This is a genomic window from Pseudomonas sp. PB120 (genome assembly GCF_009761815.1).
GTDB lineage: Bacteria > Pseudomonadota > Gammaproteobacteria > Pseudomonadales > Pseudomonadaceae > Aquipseudomonas.
Genome location: NZ_RWIN01000028.1, coordinates 41,513 through 60,535, shown reverse-complemented (window position 1 = coordinate 60,535; position 19,023 = coordinate 41,513). Strand labels below are relative to the sequence as shown.

The 19,023-nt window shown below is 54.9% G+C and carries 21 protein-coding genes, 1 tRNA gene and 2 pseudogenes; 10 read left to right on the top strand and 14 right to left on the bottom strand.

Going from position 1 to position 19,023, the window contains the following annotated elements; all coding sequences use genetic code 11:
• Nucleotides 1–25: 25 nt before the first annotated feature.
• Nucleotides 26–331 (bottom strand): hypothetical protein, encoded by a 306-nt coding sequence (locus tag EJA72_RS04325; protein WP_178129046.1) that lies wholly within the window; start codon nucleotides 329–331, stop codon nucleotides 26–28.
• A gap of 132 nt (nucleotides 332–463) precedes the next feature.
• Here EJA72_RS04325 and EJA72_RS04320 point away from each other — a divergent pair, with 132 nt between their 5' ends.
• Nucleotides 464–676 (top strand): hypothetical protein, encoded by a 213-nt coding sequence (locus tag EJA72_RS04320; protein ID WP_157710297.1) that lies wholly within the window; start codon nucleotides 464–466, stop codon nucleotides 674–676.
• Nucleotides 677–709: 33 nt separating this feature from the next.
• Here the strand turns inward: EJA72_RS04320 and EJA72_RS04315 are convergent, their stop codons facing one another.
• From EJA72_RS04315 to EJA72_RS04280, 8 genes are all read right to left on the bottom strand, one after another.
• Nucleotides 710–1,738 carry a nucleoside hydrolase gene (locus tag EJA72_RS04315; protein ID WP_157710296.1) on the bottom strand — a complete coding sequence of 343 codons (1,029 nt, stop codon included), beginning with the start codon at nucleotides 1,736–1,738 and terminating at the stop codon, nucleotides 710–712.
• Between the two features lie 43 nt (nucleotides 1,739–1,781).
• Nucleotides 1,782–2,186 carry a D-ribose pyranase gene (gene rbsD, locus EJA72_RS04310; RefSeq protein ID WP_157710295.1) on the bottom strand — a complete coding sequence of 135 codons (405 nt, stop codon included), beginning with the start codon at nucleotides 2,184–2,186 and terminating at the stop codon, nucleotides 1,782–1,784.
• Nucleotides 2,183–3,100 (bottom strand): ribokinase, encoded by a 918-nt coding sequence (gene rbsK / locus EJA72_RS04305; protein WP_157710294.1) that lies wholly within the window; start codon nucleotides 3,098–3,100, stop codon nucleotides 2,183–2,185. The genes rbsD and rbsK overlap by 4 nt, the downstream gene beginning before the upstream one ends.
• Nucleotides 3,101–3,143: 43 nt before the next feature.
• Nucleotides 3,144–4,163 carry a LacI family DNA-binding transcriptional regulator gene (locus EJA72_RS04300; protein ID WP_157710293.1) on the bottom strand — a complete coding sequence of 340 codons (1,020 nt, stop codon included), beginning with the start codon at nucleotides 4,161–4,163 and terminating at the stop codon, nucleotides 3,144–3,146.
• Nucleotides 4,164–4,166: 3 nt separating this feature from the next.
• Complete coding sequence (locus EJA72_RS04295) at nucleotides 4,167–5,144, bottom strand: ABC transporter permease (protein WP_157710292.1); 978 nt, start codon at nucleotides 5,142–5,144, stop codon at nucleotides 4,167–4,169.
• Nucleotides 5,141–6,694, bottom strand: a complete 1,554-nt coding sequence (locus EJA72_RS04290; protein ID WP_157710291.1) for a sugar ABC transporter ATP-binding protein — start codon at nucleotides 6,692–6,694, stop codon at nucleotides 5,141–5,143. The genes EJA72_RS04295 and EJA72_RS04290 overlap by 4 nt, the downstream gene beginning before the upstream one ends.
• Nucleotides 6,695–6,751: 57 nt before the next feature.
• Nucleotides 6,752–7,708, bottom strand: a complete 957-nt coding sequence (locus EJA72_RS04285) for a sugar ABC transporter substrate-binding protein (protein ID WP_157710290.1) — start codon at nucleotides 7,706–7,708, stop codon at nucleotides 6,752–6,754.
• 191 nt (nucleotides 7,709–7,899) lie between these two features.
• Nucleotides 7,900–8,343, bottom strand: coding sequence for a hypothetical protein (locus EJA72_RS04280; protein ID WP_157710289.1), 444 nt, complete (start codon nucleotides 8,341–8,343; stop codon nucleotides 7,900–7,902).
• A 350-nt stretch (nucleotides 8,344–8,693) separates the two neighbouring features.
• Here EJA72_RS04280 and EJA72_RS04275 point away from each other — a divergent pair, with 350 nt between their 5' ends.
• The 3 genes from EJA72_RS04275 (at nucleotide 8,694) to EJA72_RS04265 (ending at nucleotide 10,918) form a co-directional block, all read left to right on the top strand.
• Complete coding sequence (locus EJA72_RS04275) at nucleotides 8,694–9,782, top strand: asparaginase (protein WP_157710288.1); 1,089 nt, start codon at nucleotides 8,694–8,696, stop codon at nucleotides 9,780–9,782.
• Nucleotides 9,783–9,933: 151 nt separating this feature from the next.
• Complete coding sequence (locus EJA72_RS04270) at nucleotides 9,934–10,224, top strand: DUF1654 domain-containing protein (RefSeq protein WP_157710287.1); 291 nt, start codon at nucleotides 9,934–9,936, stop codon at nucleotides 10,222–10,224.
• Nucleotides 10,225–10,228: 4 nt separating this feature from the next.
• The gene (locus EJA72_RS04265) at nucleotides 10,229–10,918 is read left to right on the top strand and encodes an endonuclease (RefSeq protein WP_157710286.1); all 690 of its coding nucleotides are present in this window, start codon (nucleotides 10,229–10,231) and stop codon (nucleotides 10,916–10,918) included.
• Between the two features lie 58 nt (nucleotides 10,919–10,976).
• Here EJA72_RS04265 and EJA72_RS04260 read toward each other — a convergent pair whose 3' ends face one another.
• Complete coding sequence (locus tag EJA72_RS04260; RefSeq protein WP_178129044.1) at nucleotides 10,977–11,345, bottom strand: SPOR domain-containing protein; 369 nt, start codon at nucleotides 11,343–11,345, stop codon at nucleotides 10,977–10,979.
• 251 nt (nucleotides 11,346–11,596) lie between these two features.
• On the opposite strand from EJA72_RS04260, the gene csrA reads away from it, so the two are divergent.
• Nucleotides 11,597–11,791 (top strand): carbon storage regulator CsrA, encoded by a 195-nt coding sequence (gene csrA, locus EJA72_RS04255; RefSeq protein WP_007938114.1) that lies wholly within the window; start codon nucleotides 11,597–11,599, stop codon nucleotides 11,789–11,791.
• 193 nt (nucleotides 11,792–11,984) lie between these two features.
• Here csrA and EJA72_RS04250 read toward each other — a convergent pair whose 3' ends face one another.
• Both EJA72_RS04250 and EJA72_RS04245 read right to left on the bottom strand, forming a co-directional pair.
• Nucleotides 11,985–12,440, bottom strand: coding sequence for a DUF2214 family protein (locus EJA72_RS04250; RefSeq protein ID WP_157710285.1), 456 nt, complete (start codon nucleotides 12,438–12,440; stop codon nucleotides 11,985–11,987).
• Between the two features lie 147 nt (nucleotides 12,441–12,587).
• Nucleotides 12,588–12,782: a hypothetical protein gene (locus EJA72_RS04245; protein WP_157710284.1), complete on the bottom strand. Its 195-nt coding sequence runs from the start codon at nucleotides 12,780–12,782 to the stop codon at nucleotides 12,588–12,590.
• 264 nt (nucleotides 12,783–13,046) lie between these two features.
• On the opposite strand from EJA72_RS04245, the gene EJA72_RS04240 reads away from it, so the two are divergent.
• On the top strand, nucleotides 13,047–13,253 hold the full coding sequence (locus EJA72_RS04240) for a hypothetical protein (protein WP_157710283.1): 207 nt from the start codon (nucleotides 13,047–13,049) through the stop codon (nucleotides 13,251–13,253).
• 182 nt (nucleotides 13,254–13,435) lie between these two features.
• On the opposite strand, the pseudogene EJA72_RS04235 reads toward EJA72_RS04240, so the two are convergent.
• Together EJA72_RS04235 and EJA72_RS04230 are read right to left on the bottom strand one after the other, a co-directional pair.
• Nucleotides 13,436–14,295 (bottom strand): annotated as a pseudogene (locus EJA72_RS04235) (IS3 family transposase); the annotation flags it as partial.
• A gap of 120 nt (nucleotides 14,296–14,415) precedes the next feature.
• A tRNA-Val gene (locus tag EJA72_RS04230) sits at nucleotides 14,416–14,515 on the bottom strand.
• Between the two features lie 23 nt (nucleotides 14,516–14,538).
• Here EJA72_RS04230 and EJA72_RS04225 point away from each other — a divergent pair.
• The 4 genes and pseudogenes from EJA72_RS04225 to EJA72_RS04210 all read left to right on the top strand — a co-directional run bounded on the left by EJA72_RS04225 (nucleotide 14,539) and on the right by EJA72_RS04210 (nucleotide 18,565).
• On the top strand, nucleotides 14,539–15,495 hold the full coding sequence (locus EJA72_RS04225) for a site-specific integrase (protein ID WP_157710282.1): 957 nt from the start codon (nucleotides 14,539–14,541) through the stop codon (nucleotides 15,493–15,495).
• A gap of 65 nt (nucleotides 15,496–15,560) precedes the next feature.
• Nucleotides 15,561–15,770, top strand: a pseudogene (locus EJA72_RS29095) (integrase); the annotation flags it as partial.
• A gap of 642 nt (nucleotides 15,771–16,412) precedes the next feature.
• Nucleotides 16,413–16,835: a hypothetical protein gene (locus EJA72_RS04215; RefSeq protein WP_157710281.1), complete on the top strand. Its 423-nt coding sequence runs from the start codon at nucleotides 16,413–16,415 to the stop codon at nucleotides 16,833–16,835.
• A gap of 380 nt (nucleotides 16,836–17,215) precedes the next feature.
• Nucleotides 17,216–18,565 (top strand): hypothetical protein, encoded by a 1,350-nt coding sequence (locus EJA72_RS04210; protein ID WP_157710280.1) that lies wholly within the window; start codon nucleotides 17,216–17,218, stop codon nucleotides 18,563–18,565.
• Nucleotides 18,566–19,023: the final 458 nt, after the last annotated feature.

Below are 19,023 nucleotides of genomic sequence, written 5' to 3'. Positions count from 1 at the left end.
AATCGTGACTGAATATGAACAGCGCTCAATAGACGTCAATGTAGTCGAACGGCGGAGTCGGCCAGTTTTCTTTCAGCGCGTTGAAGATCTGCATGACCCAGACCTCATCGCTCGCCGCGACCAATCCTACGTAACCTGACCCCTTGGCCCACGTTTCAAGGCGAAACAGAAGGCCACCAATATCTTTTCCGCCTACGACACCCGACGAAATATAGGCAATGCCACCCTTGGTCACGCGCAACTGGGTGTGCTCATCGTCGCTGGCGCTGGCCAGCAGCTGACGCACCGCCTCAAGGGTCAGACCATCCGGAGTATTCAAATTGATCTGCACAGCGCGATCCTTGATAAAACGTCAAAGACCAAGTGTCGCATAGCCCTCCCCTGATGCCTAAGTCGGAGTGCCAAACGTTGCGCAAAATGGTTAACTCGACACCCAGACTTTCCCGACTGCACGAGCGCCATCATGACGACTGTAAGCATCGACGCCGACATTAAAGCCAAGTGGCCAGAAGGCCATAGTTCTTACAGCCCCGGCAGTGCAGAGGAGTTGGCGATCATCAGTATTGATATTCTAGTCAAGGAACTGGGAACCGAAGCGGCCCAGACGTTCATCACACAGATATTCGAGAAGTATCCGGCCAACCCGAAAGCCACCGAAGAAATCGAGAGGGCGTAAAAGCCCGCAGGCTGGCACCTGCGGGCCTGCGAACTATTTCAGACGCGCCAGACGTTCGGTCAGCAAGTCGAAGAAACCTTGGGCGTCACCGCTTTCAACCCAGAAGGCATTTTTCGGCGCCTTCAGGCCGTCATACCAATCGACGATGGTTTGACCAAACGTCGGGCCTTCGCGGCTATCGACCACTACGTTAACCGAGCGCCCCTTGAAGAGTTCCGGCTTCAGCAGATAGGCGATGACGGTGGCGTCATGCACCGGGCCGCCCGGAATACCGTAGTGCTCCATGTCGCCCTTGATGTACTCATTGAGAATATTGCCCACCAGCTTGCTGGCATTGTTGTTCAGTGCCGCAATCTGCTTCAGGCGTGCCTCACTGGTGAGGATCTTGTGAGTCACGTCCAGCGGCAGGTAGGTCAGTTTCACACCACTTTTCAACACCACTTCAGCCGCCTGCGGATCAGCGAAGAGGTTGAATTCCGCCACCGGGGTGATGTTGCCACCGTTGAAATGCGCCCCACCCATGATCACCACTTCCTTGATGCCCTGGACGATCTCAGGCTCCTGGATCAGCGCGAGCGCCAGGTTGGTCTGCGGACCGAGCATGGCGATCGTGATGCTGTGAGGCTTGGCCGCTTTCAAGGTATCGATCAGGTAATTGACCGCATTCCCCTTAGCCAAGCCAACCTTTGGCTCGTGTACGTCAATGCCGGACAAGCCCTCTTTACCATGAATGTCTTCGGCATAGATCGGCGTACGAATCAGTGGTTTTGGCGCGCCCGCATACACAGGAACTTCTTCGCGCCCCGCCCATTCGCGGGCCAGTCGCGCATTCCGCGAAGTCTTGTCCAGGCGCACATTGCCAGCGACGGTGGTCAGCGCACGAATATTCAGTTCGTCCGGCGACGCCAGCGCGAACAGCAACGCCACCACATCGTCGGCACCCGGATCGGTGTCGATGATCAAGTCGATTTTTTCCGCCGCCTGGGCGCTTGTTGCAGTAATCAGGGACAAAAGCAGCAGACTCCGGAGCAGGTGGTGCAATTTCTGAGCATAGCGGTACATGGCGCACTCCTTGTGCGTGGAACATCAGAAAGACAACAGCGGGTTAAAACGTTACGCCGGCGACCAGTACAATGTTGCAGTACGGCTGACATTCGCCGGTACGAACAATCGCGCGCGCCTGCCGGCTGAGGATTTTGAATTCTTCGTGACTGAGCATCTGGCGCTGACCGAGCGCACCTTCAGCATTCAACTCATCCAGCGTCGATAACGCCGACGGTTTTTTCTCGAGGATTTCCTGGGCGAGCACATGGCTCTCGACCTGCATTTCGCTGAGCACGACCTTCAAGGTGCTGATGAAATCGGGAATACCGTGGGTCAGCGCCAGATCAATCAGCTCAACGCCTGGCGGCACCGGCAGACCGGCATCGCCAATCACGACCTTATCGCCATGCCCAAGGGAAGCGATCAGCCGCGACAGCGCAACGTTGAGCAAAGGTGTCTTTTTCATGGGGTTTTAAAGGCCTGTACGTCGGACAAGGTAGGAATCGAGGGTTGCGCGCCAGCTCGGGTGACTGACAGCGCTGCAGCGACCTGGCCGAAACGGATCGCCTCGGCTTCGCTCTTGCCGGCCGCGAGGGCCGCGGCGAATCCACCGACGAACGTATCGCCGGCCGCCGTGGTATCAACAGCCTTTACCTTCGGCACCGGAAAATGATCGAAGCTTTTACCGTTGGCAAATAGCGATCCTTGGGCGCCCAGCGTGATGATCACTTTGCCGGCGCCCATTGCCATCAGCCGGGTGGCGGCGGTTTTGGCGGTTTCCAGTGAATCCACTGGCAATCCACTCAAGGCTGCGGCTTCGCTTTCGTTGGGAATCAGATAATCGATAGACGCGTACCAATCCGCCGGCAATGGACGGCTGGCCGGTGCCGGGTTGAGGATCACGGTCTTGCCCAGCGCACGGCCGCGCTTGAGTGCGTGGCCGACGCTGGCATCCGGCACTTCCAGCTGACAGATGATCACGTCAGCGGCTTGCAGCACCGAATCAAAGTGATCAATCACCTTTGAAGTCAGCGCTCCATTGGCACCGGCGACAATCACGATTGCGTTCTGGCTGTTGTCGTCGACCACAATCAACGCCACGCCGCTGGAGCCCTCGACGGTGCTGACGGCCTGACAATCGATCTGCTCGGCTAACAACGCGTCACGCAGTTCTACGCCATAGGCGTCGTTGCCGACGCAACCGACCATCGACACCTGCGCCCCCAGTCTTGCGGCGGCAACGGCCTGATTCGCCCCCTTACCTCCGGAGACCGTGGCAAACGACTCGCCGATCAGGGTTTCACCACCACGGGGCAACCTTGGCGCGCGCGTCACCAGGTCCATGTTCAGGCTGCCTATCACCACTACTTTTGCTGGCATACATCATTACTCATCAATTCTGTTTCGGCGGTGCTTTTGTGTTTCAGCGGAACTGGGCGAACACGCCGGCCAGCGGCGCGGTCGACTCTCGCAGGACAATACTGGGGGTCACGATCCGTTGATCGGTGGCCATATCGGGTTTTGCAATCCGCCGCAAAAGCACCGCTGCCGCCATCTCCCCCAGTTGCAGGATCGATTGGCCGACCGTGGTCAACGCGGGATAGACGTAACGGCTCATCTGAATATCATCGAAACCGATTACCGACAGCTCTGTCGGCACACGAATATTGCGCTCGGCAGCCGCCCGCAGCACACCGATGCCGATCATGTCGTTGCCCGCAAAAATGGCACTGGGCGGGTTCTTTTCCAGCAAAATCGCAGCAGCACTGTAGCCGCCAGTGCTGGTGAAATCGCTTTCCAGCATGCGCTCGCGAGGCACTTCGATACCCGCCTCTTTCAAGGCGCGGCAGTAACCCGCCAGACGCATTTGCGCCACGCTGGTACTTGCCGGCCCGCCAATGGTGGCAATGTCCCGATGCCCCAGCTCCAGCAGGTGCCGGGTTGCCAGATAGGCGCCGTATTCGTGATCGATGCGCACCAGGTCGGCATTCACGCCGTCCAGCCCACGGTCGACGATGACCATCGGCGTGCGTACGGCCGCCAGCCCTTCTACCAGCCCGGCGTCGCCACCGGCCGAGGCAACGATCAGCCCGTCGATGCGTTTCTCAAGCAACACGCGCAGGTAGCTGCGCTGCTTGTCCGGGTTGTCGTCGGAGTTGCAGAGGATGACGCAGTAGCCGTTACGCTCGCAGTAATCCTCGATACCGCGCGCCAGCTCGGCGAAGTACGGGTTGAGGCTATTGGGCACCAGCAGGCCGATGGTTGCTGTGGTCTTGGCTTTTAACGAGCGAGCCACGGCACTGGGCACGTAATCGAGGCTCTTGATGGCGGCCTCGACCTTGACCCGCACTTCTTCACTGACAGGCCGAGTCTTGTTCACCACGTGGGACACCGTGGTGTAGGAAATCCCCGCGAGGGCTGCTACATCCTTGATCGTTGCCATGACTCAGGTCCGCCGGCTTGCGCGCTGACTGCGATAAGTATCTAGCACCACCGCGATCACGATCACCGCGCCGGTGATAATGCGCTTGGTAGGCTCGGTTGCGCCAATCTGCGCCAGGCCGGCCGCCAATACGGAAATGATCAGAACACCGAAGAACGTACTGATGACCGAACCACGCCCGCCCATCAGGCTGGTACCGCCGATGACGACAGCCGCGATCACTTGCAGTTCGAGGCCGGAACCGGCATTCGGGTCCGCCGCTTCCAGGCGAGAAATCTGAAACAGTGCGGCAATCCCGGCCAGCAGTCCCATCAGGCTGAACACCAGAATCTTGTAGGGTTTTGGATTGATCCCCGCCAGGCGCACGGCCTCTTCGTTGGTGCCAATCCCGATCAGGTAGCGACCGAACACAGTGCGGGTCAATACGGCCTGCGCGATGAAAATGATCAGCAAAGCAATGATGAACGAAGGCGAAATGCCAAAGGCGATTGGATTGGACAACCAGGCAAAGGCATCACCGATGTAGGCCGTGCGTGAACCGGTCATCTGGTACGCCACGCCGCGCGCCATTTCCAGCACGCCGAGGGACACGATGAACGACGGAATCCGCCACGCCACGGTGATCGAACCGGTGATGGTACCGGCCAATGCCGCTACGGCCATGCCGAGCAGCGCCGCGGGCAACACGCTCCAACCCCAGCCAAGAATCGCCACGCTGACCGTCGACGCCGCGAGGGCCAGCACCGAACCCACCGACAGGTCGATGCCACCGATGATCAACACAAACGTCATGCCAACCGCCAGGACCATCAAGTCCGGGATCTGGTTGGCCAGAGTACTGAATGTGTCGTAAGACAGAAAATGGCTGCTCAGGACCGAGAACAGCGCGACCATCGCCAGCAAGGCACCGGCCAGGCCCAGATAGGTGCCGAGGCCGTAGAAATTGCCACTACGTTTACCGGCAGACGTTGCAGTTTTCATGGTAAATCCCTAGGCGCGGCTTCATTGAGCAACGCATCTCGTTTTTGGTAGCCGGCGAACGCGGCAGCAAGCAAATCATCCTGGGTCCAGCTGTCACGCTCGAAGGTGTCGATCAGACGTCCCGCCGACAACACGCCGATCCGGTCGCAGATCAACATCAGTTCGCGCAAGTCACTGGACACCACCACCAGCGCTTTACCCTGACGGGTCAGCTCGCCGAGCAGCGTATAGATGTCGAACTTGGCGCCCACGTCGATGCCACGAGTCGGCTCGTCGAACAGCAACACCGAACAATCACGCTCCAGCCAACGGCCGATCACGACTTTTTGCTGGTTGCCCCCGGACAGTTCCGAGACCAGCTGCGTCGGGCTGGAACTGCGGATGCGCATGGCGTCGATCTGCCGCTGCGCCAAAGACATCTCGTCACCGTTATTGACGACACCGCCACTGGAAATCACCGGCATGTTGCCCAGCGCAATGTTGGCGCTGATCGATTGACTCAGCAGCAGGCCTTCACCCTTGCGGTCTTCGGTGATCAGGGCAATGCCGTGACCGACCGCATCCGCAGGCGAGCGGATACTCACGACCTGTGCCGGCGAACCCAGCGCAACCGTGCCGCTGTCAGCCACGTCGGCACCAAAGATCAGGCGCAGCAACTCGGTGCGCCCTGCCCCGATCAAACCGGAAATCCCGTAGATCTCGCCGGCGCGTACTTCGAAAGACACATCGCGCACCTTGTCGGAACGGCTCAACCCCTTGACCGTCAATGCCGGCGCGCCGATTTTGCGCGACCCCATGTCAATGTGTTCACCGAGCTCGCGGCCGACCATCAAGGTCACCAGTTGCTCGCTGTTGTAATTGGCCATCGGCTCGACACACACCAGGTTGCCGTCGCGCAATACCGCGATGCGCTGCGCTACCCGGGCGAGTTCTTCGAGACGGTGGGAAATGTAGATGATCGACACCCCGCGAGCCTGTAACCGGGTGATCTGCTCGAACAGCATCTCGACTTCACGAGAGGTCAGCATCGCCGTCGGCTCGTCGAGGATCAGCACATGACAGTCGCCGATCAGGTTGCGAGCGATTTCGACCATTTGCTGGTGACCGATGCCCAGCTCGCCGACCAGGGTGTCCGGGTCTATTGCGTCGAGCCCGACCTGCGCCATGGCCTCGATTGCCGCTTTGCGCAGTTGCTTGCGGCTGATCCAGCCGGCATTGCTCGGGAGGTTGTCGAGAAACAGGTTCTCCGCCACCGACAAGGTCGGTAACAGATTGAGTTCCTGCATGACCATGCGGATGCCCAGGTCTTCAGCCTGAGCACGGCTGCCGGGGCGGTAATCCTGCCCCTGAAACTGCATCTGGCCGGTGGTCGGCGTGACCAGACCGCCGATGATTTTCGACAGCGTGCTTTTTCCGGCGCCGTTCTCACCCGTCAGTGCCAGCACCTCACCGCGCATGAGCGTCAGGTCGATGCCGGTCAGGACCGGTTGAGCATAAGTCTTACCGATACCGCTGACCGAGAGGACAGCGTTCGGGGCGGAAACTGACATAAAAAACTCTCCATGCGCTCGCCCGGGCGGGCGAGCACCGTTGTGTCGCCAGAAGGACTACTTGGTCACCAGCTCTACCGGAGTTTCGATGACGTTGTTGGCGCCGCTGTCGACCTTCTCACCCTTGATGATCTTCAGCGCGGTCTCGATGCCGAACACCGCTTGCTTGGCAGCAAACTGGTCCGCTGTGGCCAGGACGCGGCCATCCTTGAGCATTGGTTTGATGGCGTTGATGTTGTCGTAACCCACCACCTGAACCTTGCCGGCCTTGCCCGCCGCACGCACGGCAGAAACGGCACCGACGGCCATGCTGTCGTTGCCGGCCAGCAGTGCCTTGACTTCCGGGTACTCGCTGAGAATCGAGGCGGCCACCTTGTTGCCCTTGTCGATTTCCCAGTCACCGGACTGTAACGATACGACCTTGATTTGCGCGGCTTCCATTGCATCCTTGAATCCAGCGGTGCGGGCCTGGGCATTGGTGGTGGTGGAAACACCTTCAATGATCCCGACTTCGTCGCCCGCCTTCAGTTGCTTGGCCAGGTATTCACCCACCAGACGCGCGCCTTTGCGGTTGTCCGGACCTACGAACGGCACTGTCAGGTTTTTGCTTTTGACCACGGCTGGGTCGAGCTGGTTATCGATGTTGATCACGGTGATACCGGCATCGATGGCTTTCTTGATGACCGGAACCATGGCCTTGGAGTCTGCCGGCGCAATGACCAGCGCATTGACCTTGGCCAGGATCATCTGCTCGACGATTCGCGTCTGGCCAGCGGTGTCGGTTTCGTCCTTGATGCCGTTGGAAATCAGCTCGAATTCGCCGGAGTGGTCTTTCTGATACGCCTTGGCGCCGTCTTCCATGGTCAGGAAGAACTCGTTGGCCAGGGATTTCATGACCAGCGCGACTTTAGGTTTTTCAGGGGTGTCGGCCAAGGCCGAAGAGAGGGGCAGCGCGGCGGATGCGGCAGCCAGCATAGCGACAGCGAGAAGACGTCCAGCGAATGGCAGCTTCATGGGTTCACTCCGATCTTATGATTATTGTGAGCAACGCTTGCGCTGGCGTAGGCTTCAGCAGATCTGCTGACGGATCAAGCCATCAGCAGCACTGCGCAAACGTTTGCGTAGACCGAACTATGGGAACCCTGCCGACATTTGTCAACGGTCGAAAAATAACGTTTTGTACTTTCGTTTGCGCGAAGCGGGTATTACGCCGTGGTGCTGATCAGGCTGCCGGAACCGGATTCCTTGGCCAATTCCCTGAGCAGACTGCCCGCCACTTGTGACAGCGCACCGTTGGTATTCGCGATTTGGCCCTGGATGGACATCACGGCGGTGGTCTTGGCTTCCGGCGTAGAATAAGGCGCCGCCTGAGCTGCCGCGAGTTGCTGCTGTTGTTCGCGCAGTTGCTGTTGAAGCTCCGCCATTCGCTTGAGCAGCACCTGAACCGCGACACTTTGATTGCTGCTGGCCTCGGACTTGCCCGCGCCTTGAGCGCCGCCCCCCGCCTTGACCCGGTTGTCCTTGTTTTCTTCCTTGCCCGGCAGCGCTGCCGTCTCAGAGGTCGCGTCACTCGATGCGTCTACAGCCGACGACGATTTGCCCCCGATCAGGACTGCAGTTGCGTTTGGAAAACCAACGGAAAACGACATGTGAACTCCCTAAAAAAAGATCCTTTAGAGAGGCATCGACCCGCACACGGGTTTCTTTAGTGATGATTGGCAATCTGGCAAGACAAGGCGCTCTACAGGGTCAGCAGTCCCTTTCGGAGAGCCGAACGCCAATCCCAAACATATTCGGAAACCCGGACAACACGATGTTTAAGTCGCATTCACAAAAATCAAAATAATTGATACAAATCATTGGGTTAAACATATTTTTCAACTTCGGATATGACTGGTACAGATCCTGCTCTCTTCCCCTCACCCCCGGCGTTCAGATCGTCTGGGGCGCATCTAGATGAACCTGCATCAGCACCGTCTCACTACTAGAGAGAAAAATAATGACATCTGCTTTCAAGACCTTCGTTCCGGGCGCTTTGGCCCTGCTGCTCCTCCTGCCTACCGCCCTTCAGGCGAAAGAAGTCGAAGCCCGACAAAAACTGGCGAACGTGGTGATCCTGGCCACCGGTGGCACCATCGCCGGCGCGGGCGCCAGCGCCGCCAACAGTGCGACCTATCAAGCGGCGAAAGTCGGCATCGAACAATTGATCGCTGGCGTTCCGGAACTGAGTCAACTGGCTAGCGTTCGCGGCGAACAAGTCATGCAAATCGCTTCCGAAAGCATCACCAACGACAACCTGCTGCAACTGGGCCGTCGCGTGGCTGAACTGGCCGACAGCCAGGACGTCGATGGCATCGTCATCACCCACGGCACCGACACGCTGGAAGAAACGGCGTACTTCCTGAACCTGGTGGAAAAAACCGACAAGCCGATCATCGTCGTCGGCTCCATGCGCCCGGGCACCGCCATGTCGGCTGACGGCATGTTAAACCTGTACAACGCGGTGGCCGTGGCCAGCAGCAAAGAGGCACGCGGTAAAGGCGTTTTGGTGACCATGAATGATGAAATCCAGTCGGGTCGTGATGTCAGCAAAATGATCAACATCAAGACCGAAGCGTTTAAAAGCGCCTGGGGTCCGCTCGGCATGGTGGTCGAAGGCAAATCCTATTGGTTCCGCTTGCCAGCCAAGCGCCATACCATGGATTCGGAATTCGACATCAAGAACATCAAGAGCCTGCCTGACGTCGAAATCGCCTATTCCTACGGCAACGTAAGCGACACCGCCTACAAAGCACTGGCTCAATCCGGCGCCAAAGCCATCATCCATGCCGGCACCGGCAATGGCTCGGTTTCTTCGCGGGTCGTGCCTGCCCTGCAAGCGCTGCGCAAAGATGGCGTGCAAATCATCCGTTCTTCCCACGTCAACGCTGGCGGCTTCGTGTTGCGTAACGCCGAACAGCCTGACGACAAATATGACTGGGTCGTGGCACACGACCTGAACCCGCAGAAGGCTCGCATCCTGGCGATGGTCGCACTGACCAAGACCAACGACAGCAAAGAGCTGCAACGGATGTTCTGGGAATACTGATTCGCCCTCGCCCGGCCGGTTCAGGTCGGGCATCGGAGCCCCTCGCCCTCCTCGCGAGGGGCCATAAGCTGAATAAAAAACTCCTGCGTCCTACATAAAACAGAAAAAAACGCTGTCAGAGGATTTTCTTGAATTTTAAGCAGTTGCGAAAATGCCTACAGTTAAATACTGTATGCACGTACAGCTTAATAAGGATAACTCCGTGGCCTCTACCTCTGTCTCTCCTTCCTCCTATGAACGCATGGGCATGCGCGTTCAGAAAATCATCAACTCCCCCACTGCTCAGAAAGCCAAAGCCGCACTGATCTTCCGCCTGCCGGACGAACCCGTGGATGAGTGGGAACAGTTGCTCGAAGAAATCGACGAGAACGACAACGTGACGCTCGCCTATCGCGACGACGGTGGCGTGCAGATTTTCTGGGTTGTGCCGAAGGAAGATTGAGTCGATGAGCGTCCGTTGTTTCGCTTTAGTGTTCTTGCTGTTTGCCATCGGCGCCCAAGCCGACGCCCCGCGCACCTTCAGCGAAGCCAAGAAAGTCGCCTGGAAGTTGTACGCCCCGCAATCCACCGAGTTCTATTGCGGGTGCAAGTACACGGGCAACAAGGTCAATCTTTCGGCCTGCGGTTATGTGCCGCGCAAAAATGCCAAGCGCGCCTCGCGCATTGAATGGGAACACATCGTCCCGGCCTGGCAGATAGGTCATCAGCGTCAATGCTGGCAAGAAGGCGGGCGCACTAACTGCACGCGCCACGATCCGGTGTATCAGAAGGCTGAGGCCGACCTGCATAACCTGGTGCCGAGCATCGGTGAGGTGAACGGCGATCGAAACAACTTCAGTTTCGGCTGGCTGCCCGTGCAGTCGGGACAATATGGTTCATGCCTGACCCAGGTCGACTTCAAGGCGAAGAAGGTCATGCCCCGCCCTTCCATTCGCGGCATGATTGCCCGGACTTACTTCTACATGAGCAAACAGTACGGCCTGCGTTTGTCGAAACAGGATCGCCAGCTGTACGAAGCCTGGAACAAGACCTATCCCGTACAAGCCTGGGAGCGACAACGCAATCAGAGCGTGGCGTGTGTGATGGGACGCGGCAACGAATTTGTCGGCCCGGTGAACCTGAAGGCCTGTGGCTGAAAGTCGGCACTGAAAACATAAAGGCCTCGGGAGTGATACCCGAGGCCTTTGTTCGTTTCTACTGGACCGCTGGACGTTCAAGGACCAGCAATTGAATGTTCTGTTTTTTCGCCCGGATGAGCGCGGCATCGACTTCAGCCTGTTTGGCCTCGGCCTCGGCTTTCGAGCTGAACGGCCCCATCAGGATACGAGTCTTGCCATTTTCCGTGATCACATTGGAAATAAAGCTGTGCTCGAGCAACCAGCCGCTCAAGTCGCTCACTGCCTGCGTGGTCTCGCCCCGGACTTCCAGGTCCCACTGAGGTCCGGCTGTTGTTGCGGCCGATGCGGAAACGGCCGCCGTTTTCGGCTTCTGAGCGTCTACACTCTTGCCTTCACCACAGCCCGCCAACGCCAGCACCGCGATTACCAAGACCATTTTGCGCACAACGCTTCCCTCCGAATGCTTAAAGCGGCGATTTTAACATTCATGAATACTTCCCGAGTGCCGCAAAATGGGCTCAAAACAACGAGAATGATGGTTGCGGCCTCTGTATAGTTACGCCTTGGGAATTAATGCAGCATCTGCGCGTCAGAAAGAGGCACCCAAACCGTGAGACTTCGCACTAATCTATACATACCACCGACCTCTGCACTGTTCGAATCAGGTGCCCTACAAAAGCAATCAAGGAGAAGACCATGCTGATACTCACCCGCAAAGTCGGTGAAAGCATAAACATTGGCGACGATATTACGATCACCATCCTCGGCGTCAGCGGCCAACAAGTCAGGATTGGTATCAACGCCCCGAAAGACGTTGCGGTGCACCGCGAAGAAATTTATCAGCGCATCCAGGCCGGCCTGACCGCTCCGGACAAGCCACAGACGCCCTGAGCCCTTCTGCAGTCAGTAGCCAGCCTGTTCACTCTGGAATCACGGCTGGCTAAAGATTCAAGCGCCGCATCGCCCCTCGTTTGGGTTTTGCCTCCGCCTGAGAGGCCAATGACCCGCCCTGTAAAGTCGGCACTACTGGCTATCCTCATGACGTGACCAGGCTCACTCCTGGAAAGAGCTGGATCCCATTCAGCTAACCAAACGTCACACCCCGCGCCATCCCCGTGGCCGCCACAACCATCAGCAGTACCAGCAGCGCTTCGATATGACTGATCCGTGCAAACAGCTTCGCGCGCCCGGCCTCTATTGCTGCGCCACGTGCCAACGCGATCCGCCATTTGATCAGCGTCACCATGGGTGCGACTTCCAGCACCAGAATGATGATGAACAGCGTCATCTTGAGATGGAACAGCGGTTGGTGAAGGTAGTAGTCAGTGCCTTTTTCGTACCCGCCAAACGCGCGCATCCCACCGGTGATCAAGAGAATGACCGCAGAGATCCCCCACATATTATCCGCGATCAATACGCTACGAGAGTCTCCAACCCCGGCAGCGAGACGCCGAAATGCGGCGCCGCGAGATAGCACCGCCCAAAACCCAAGGACCAACGCCAAAAGGTGAATGGCCGCAAGAAACCAGTGAACCAGCATCGAGATACTCCTGTCAGGACAAGGTTGAGTCAGCCTGTCAGTAGTAGTCGATGAAACGCGGGCCTGCATTGCGAAGGTAAAACGTCATGTGTCGCCCAGGTATCAGGCTCCAGATAAAAAGAGCCCAGCTCGATGGCTGGGCTCCGGTTATCTTCTGTTTTCCATCATTTTGTCGGCGAGGGTTTTGGCCCTTTCGATCAACAGGTTTTGCCTGTCTTCGTGATTCGACCCCCCGACCACGGGTGCCGTCAGGTTGCTCTCGGCGATCAACGCGGCGCAGAAATATTGGTCCCAAACCGCTTTATCCACGGTTGACGGCTTGTTCACTGGGTTGGCGATCATATGCGGCTCCTTTTTGATGAGGAAGCACTTGCCAGTTTACGCCCGAATCCCGAGAGCACGACCTGCGTAAGGCGTCCTGGCCCCGCTTCCCTGCCACCATTCGTCGCTTACGGAAATGTGAAACGATTTACGTCACTTCGCTGGCTCAAGGATTGCTAAGTACGCCTCTAGCGGCCCGAGAACGACGTAATTCTGACGCGGCAGCCATCAAATCAACGCTTAAGGACTCCAGCGAAACGTCTGGTCAGTCACCGGAGATGCAACGTGTCAACTCTCAATGAAATCGCAGCGAACCACGCGAGAATGGCCAAGGCAAAGGAAGAAGAGTCGACCGGGCCGGCTGAGCGACACCTGCAGATAGTAGGTAGCTTTGAAATGCCGTCCATGGAAGAACAGCAGCATATTCCGCTGCACCTCATCGCCGGTGCGCAGGACAGCAACCTCGGGCAGGCAGCGGCCTATTCGCTCTGATTGCGAGTACGCCTATCGACCGGCTTGTCGCATCCATTGCGACAGGCCGGCGAAGCTGATCAATCCACATACGTAGTCGCGATGACTGCCCGCTCTATCCATTGATAGATGCCGCTCAAAGCCCTGCAATAAATCCAGGTGTCTAGTCCTGAAATAGGTGTAAACCTTATTCAGGACGGGACAACGTGATAACCCACGATCTTGCGCGAGAAGGCATCGGTCACAAGGCTCAGATACGCCACTCCTGCTTGCGTTGGTAGATAAGTGATGTCCGCCACCCAGACCTGTTCCGGGCGGCTTGGCACGATTTGATCAGGTCCGGGCTTGAGCAAGTTCGGGTGGCGGTGAAAGCGATGATGACTGTTGGTTGTCTTGTGATACGCCCGCTTGCGAGCCACCAATAAACGTCTTTCCCGCAGAATCGAAAACAGCCGATCTCGACCCACTTGCAACTCAAGTTGAGGCTGGCAATGCAGCAAGTAATGCAGCTTTCGGGTGCCCAAACGCGGCTGCCGCTGACGTTTTTGCTCAACAAAGTCGGCAACCTTCTGATCCAGAACCAGACGAGCAGCATCGGAGCGATTGCGTTTGTAGTAAGCCTGTCGGCTTATCCCCATGAACTGGCAAGCCCTGCTGATGCTCAGGTTTTGGATTCGTTTTTGCGCGAGGACTTGCCGGGACGCTTTTTTACGACAGAGAGACCGTAGTCATTTTTCAAGACATCCACGACCGCCTCGAAAAACTGCGCTTTCTGATTGGACAGAGCCAACTGTTCCTCAAGCTCTTTGATGCGCTGCTCTGGTGTTAATGGTCGGTTTTTGTCGGGCATAGACCCCGTCCTCGGCGAGCCGATGTATGTGCCTGGGCTCCAATCCTGTCGACCATGCTTACGTAACCACGTCAGAACGGTCGTTTTGCCTTGAATCCCGTAGCGCTCCTGAGCCTCTTTATAACTCAGCTCGCCTTTTTCGACCTGGTCGACGACCGACAATTTAAAAGTCAGCGTGTAGTCTCGCTGACTACGCCTTTTTGCTGATTCCATTACGTCCTCCTGAAAATAGATCAGAAGGTGTAAACCTTATTCAGGACGGGACAAGGACAACAAAAAAGGGCCCACCTTTCGGTGAGCCCTTCTAGACCGCCCAGCAGAGCGGATTTTGTTTGGTAGGCGCGATTGGACTCGAACCAACGACCCCCACCATGTCAAGGTCTGCTAGGAGCAAGCTCCAAGCCCTGCTGCTCTTGGATTTCACAGAACGCCCATTCACATCATGAGGCGTTAAAAATGGCTAATTTCCGCTTACTCCCGTCCGGCAACTGGAACGCTCAGGTACGGGTTAAAGGTAAATCTTCCCAATCGAAAACCTTCAACACGAAGGCCGAAGCAGAGTCATGGGCAAAACAGATTGAAGCCGTGACGTCGGATCACAAGCATCACACTATATATACGCTGGGCATGACCTACTGCGAAACCATGCTCAAGGGGAAAGGCAGCTACGACCATGCACTTAAAATCGTGGAGCATTTGGGCAGACACTTCACCAAGCCCATCCACGAAATCACACCGCAAATGATCAACGACTTCAAGATTATGCGGCTGAAGAAGGTAAAGTCTTCCACATGCAGGACGCAGCTTGCGTTCATGTCCCGCTTCTACAGGTTCGCCAAACGTGGCCTATTGATCGACATCCACAACCCCGTCAGCGATATCGCACTTCCAAAGCCTGATCGATCCTCCGACAAGGTGATTAGTGCGAGCGAACTTGAACGGTTGCTCGCAAAGCTGTCACCCACCATGCAACTGATTGTTGAACTGGCTTACGAAACTGCCATGCGGCGGTCAGAAATCCTGAGACTGACAAAGGACTGCCTGCACCTCAGGGATCGCATTGCCGACGTGATTGACGGTAAGAACGGTACGAGATCTGTTCCACTCACCCGCCGTGCCGTGGAGATACTCCAGCTCGCTCAACTATGTGCCACCGTAGAACGTCACTCGAACAACCTAATCTTCCCCGTCACTCCGCACGCAGTTTCTCAGGCAGTGCGATTGGCACGAGTAAAGGCAGGCTTGGACAGTAGCGTTCGACTGCACCAGCTCAGGCACACCAGAATAACGAACGTTGCAAAAAAGGGGTTCAACAACGCCCAAATAATGATCGTGTCAGGCCATCGGGATACACGATCCGTAGCGCGATACTCCCACCTCAACGTCAGGGACGTTTTGCACCTGATCGACTGATTGATTCGGATGGGCAGCCAGTTAAGTTTCTTGGTTGGCTGCCTTGAAAAATGTTAGGAAGCCTTTGGCGTTACTGGTTGGCGCTCCTAGGGCGAGCGACTGGGGCACGACTGGAAGAACTCTGCCAACTGCGGGTGGATGACTTTATCGAGAAACAGGGCATCCAGTGCATCCGGATTGATGACAGCCGCGAAGGCCAGAACCTGAAGACCTCCAGTAGCCGACGCATTCTTCCATTGCACCCTGCCCTGATAGATTTGGGTCCGCTACTACATGCACTAGAAAATTAGCAATACCAAAGAAGACCCACTGTTTGCGGGATACCGACATCAAGACTTTTTGCACATACAACGATCAACACGTACAAAAAAACCAACAAATCACACAACGATATAGACCAACATCAATCAACCAGAATCAAAACAGCAACAAAATAAAACTCAAACACTTTCCGTCGCAAAGTCGAACACTTACCAACGAAAAGTCTGACACTAAAAAACGAAAAGCCGGACACTAATATACGAAAAGTCAAACACTAACTTAGGAAAAGTCGAACACTAACTAACTAACGCCATAACACCAACTATGCCAACACAAAAAAAATGTGGATCCGGGGGGTTGACGAGCGAAAAAAAATGGGTTTGATGAAGCCACGAAACGACATCCGCAGGGCGAAGGAAAACCATGAAACAGCAAAGCTCTTTGTCTAACCACCTCTCATAGCCAAAGTTACAAAACCTAAAAACCGGAGACAGAAAAATTAATTAAACAACTGCAAGCTCGTTTTAAGAGCGAGCCAGCTCCATATACGCACGCACCAAGCTAACCTTTAAGATACATCGTTAACAACAGTCATTAACCACTCCCACATCATGCTCAACCATGAAGCTTTGTGAGAGACTGACAGGTATTGCCTTATGACAAATAAAACACTACTCCCCACAGAAAACCTCAAAGACCACTTCTTCTATGACAACCTACCATTCATTAACCCTGAACATGGAGAGCTCCACCCAATTGAGTGGGCCTTCGTAATTGACATCAACCTAATGCCCCCTACCAACGAGGATTACGATGACTTTATTACCTCTCCAGAATATTTTCTTCAGGTCACGGCCAGCGGAGAAGTACGAGGTGTAACACGTGACTACGATGAACATGCCGAGTATTTTTCGGTAACTGCGAGTCATTCCGACGTTGAGTTTCTAAAAGCATTTTCCACTCACTACCCTCAGGTTAAACCCACGCTGCCAGACCTACTAGACTATCGTAAATACCGGATGACCAAATGGAAGGAACAGGTAGACCAAGAAAAAGAAAACATCATCAATGATGATTAATATCGCCCCACACTATCAATCAAACCTTCGTCAAACGCCGCCCTAGCTCTAAAAGGTCGCAGAATCGGGAAAATTTGGTTTACGATCATTCCCCAGCGACACGCTTCATCAAAAGCTGCCAGAGCGTTGTTGAGACTTCACATACCTTTAACCAGAGAATCACAGCTCTGGCAGTGCATTGCTACGTCCTGAAATCAGTTAATCACTTTAAATCCGAACTATTTATGAAAGTTATACACGCATTAATTGCACCGCCAGGAGCAGGAAAAACATCTTGGCTAATTAACCGACTCACCAAGATAGACGATCAATGCTCTGTACTTGTATTTCCAACCAAGATTCTTTCAGCGGAAGTGCAAAACCGAATGCGAGAACTGAAGATGGATTTCAATGCCATCGATAGCAGTACCGTAGAGGGTTCTGTCGTGCAGTGTCTAGAGGAAAGCCTGATCAACCGCACGCACAGGATTCTCATTTGTACACACGAGTCACTGAGGCTGATCAACCCTGAAACCCTGCATGGATGGAGACTATACCTAGATGAGGTCCCGACAACTTGGGATTGTTCGACACACAACTTTACCGATCTCTCCTACCGTAAAGCGTTTGGCAGCATCACCGACGTGACCAAAGTAGGCGACAAGAACAGAGTAAATGCGAAAGACGATTGCCTTACGCTAATTGAAGGACTGGCCAACGGAGACGATTCAACTCTTACCTCTGATGCACGCAGCATTCTCAAGGCATTACTAGATTGCAGGTATGTTGTTGAAGTTGAAGAACTCGACTCCAAGCTGAAGCGAACCGTTAGAATCATTGGGGTTAAACACTACATCCCTGCATTCGATGCAGCAGAGGAAGCGGTGATCATGGGGGCTGAAGTAGAAAAAACGCTTCTTGGAGTTACTCTGAAAGGAGCAGGATGGTGCATTCGCCCCATCGAGGCAAACATAGATTTTTCTGGGTATGGAAACAAGGTAGAGATACACCCTTTCTTCAGGAACAGGTCTTACTCTAAAAGCGCAGCACTAATGAAGGCAGGTAAGCTTTACCCAGACTATCAAGAAGATTGCTTGTTAGATGCTTGGCTGAGAGTCGATGTATTTAGAATCATCGGAAAAAGGAAAGCGATTCTAGTGGCACATAAGTGGTGCGAACCTGAACTACCAGTTCCACTAGGCCATGACGAGAGCAATATAAAATTCATCCCCATCGACAACAGAGGCATCAACGAATACTCCGAATACAACATTGCCATTTGCCTACAGCACGGCAACATAACCCCAATCGAAATCAGGAGCTTAAATACACTTGCAGAACTACTCTCTATCGAGAGCGCAGTAACCTCCACTGAAATCAAGGAAGCAGTGAAGTATGAACGGTTTTACGAGTCCACCCTTCAATCTGTTTGCAGAACCGCCCTGAGGTCAAGAACAAGCCTATCCAATATCTTGTTATTTGTGCAAGACCTAGATATCGCAAACTTCCTCGCAGAAAAGATAGGTAATTGCGAGATTAACGAAGCTTTCTCTGAAGATTACATAGCACCGGAGTCGGCCTCAAGAATTAAGAGAGAGAGTCTAAAGCAGAAGGCCATCTGCCTATGGGAGCAGAAGCACAACATCGATGACATCGCCAAAGAGATCGGGAAGACCCCGAGAACGGTAAGTAGCTGGCTCAGCCCGCACCGACAGTTGCAGCAAACAGACCAGTCGGAAATTTCTTCTTAAAGATTCTTTAAGAGGTTTTTTCCACGATAATAAGCAGTTCCAGCTGTGCTGAGAATTGCACTGACTATTATTACGTGACGGCACGTCACATTACACCACACAGTTAAAATCAAAAGCTTGTGGGGCTTTTCTGCCCCTAGCCCAATGATCACATGTTAGCCGTGAGGCAAAATAACACTTCTATTCTAGGGTGGAGTGGTGCTGCATCACCCGTGACCTTGATGTTAACCATGCAGCACCGCATAAGGAGCGTCAATAAACTCATCGCTAACGTGCAATGTTTTTCCATCGACAAGCCATTTAAATAGCTAACCAGATGGGCTAGAGGTCGCTCATTAGAAGGTTCTTAGTATGCAGCCGCTGCACTGAAGCCTCCGTCAGTGAAATTTATCGAACATACGGAGATTGTTTTGCCAAGCACCAATCTTGTGCCCCACCTTCTTAATTTTCGTTTATCG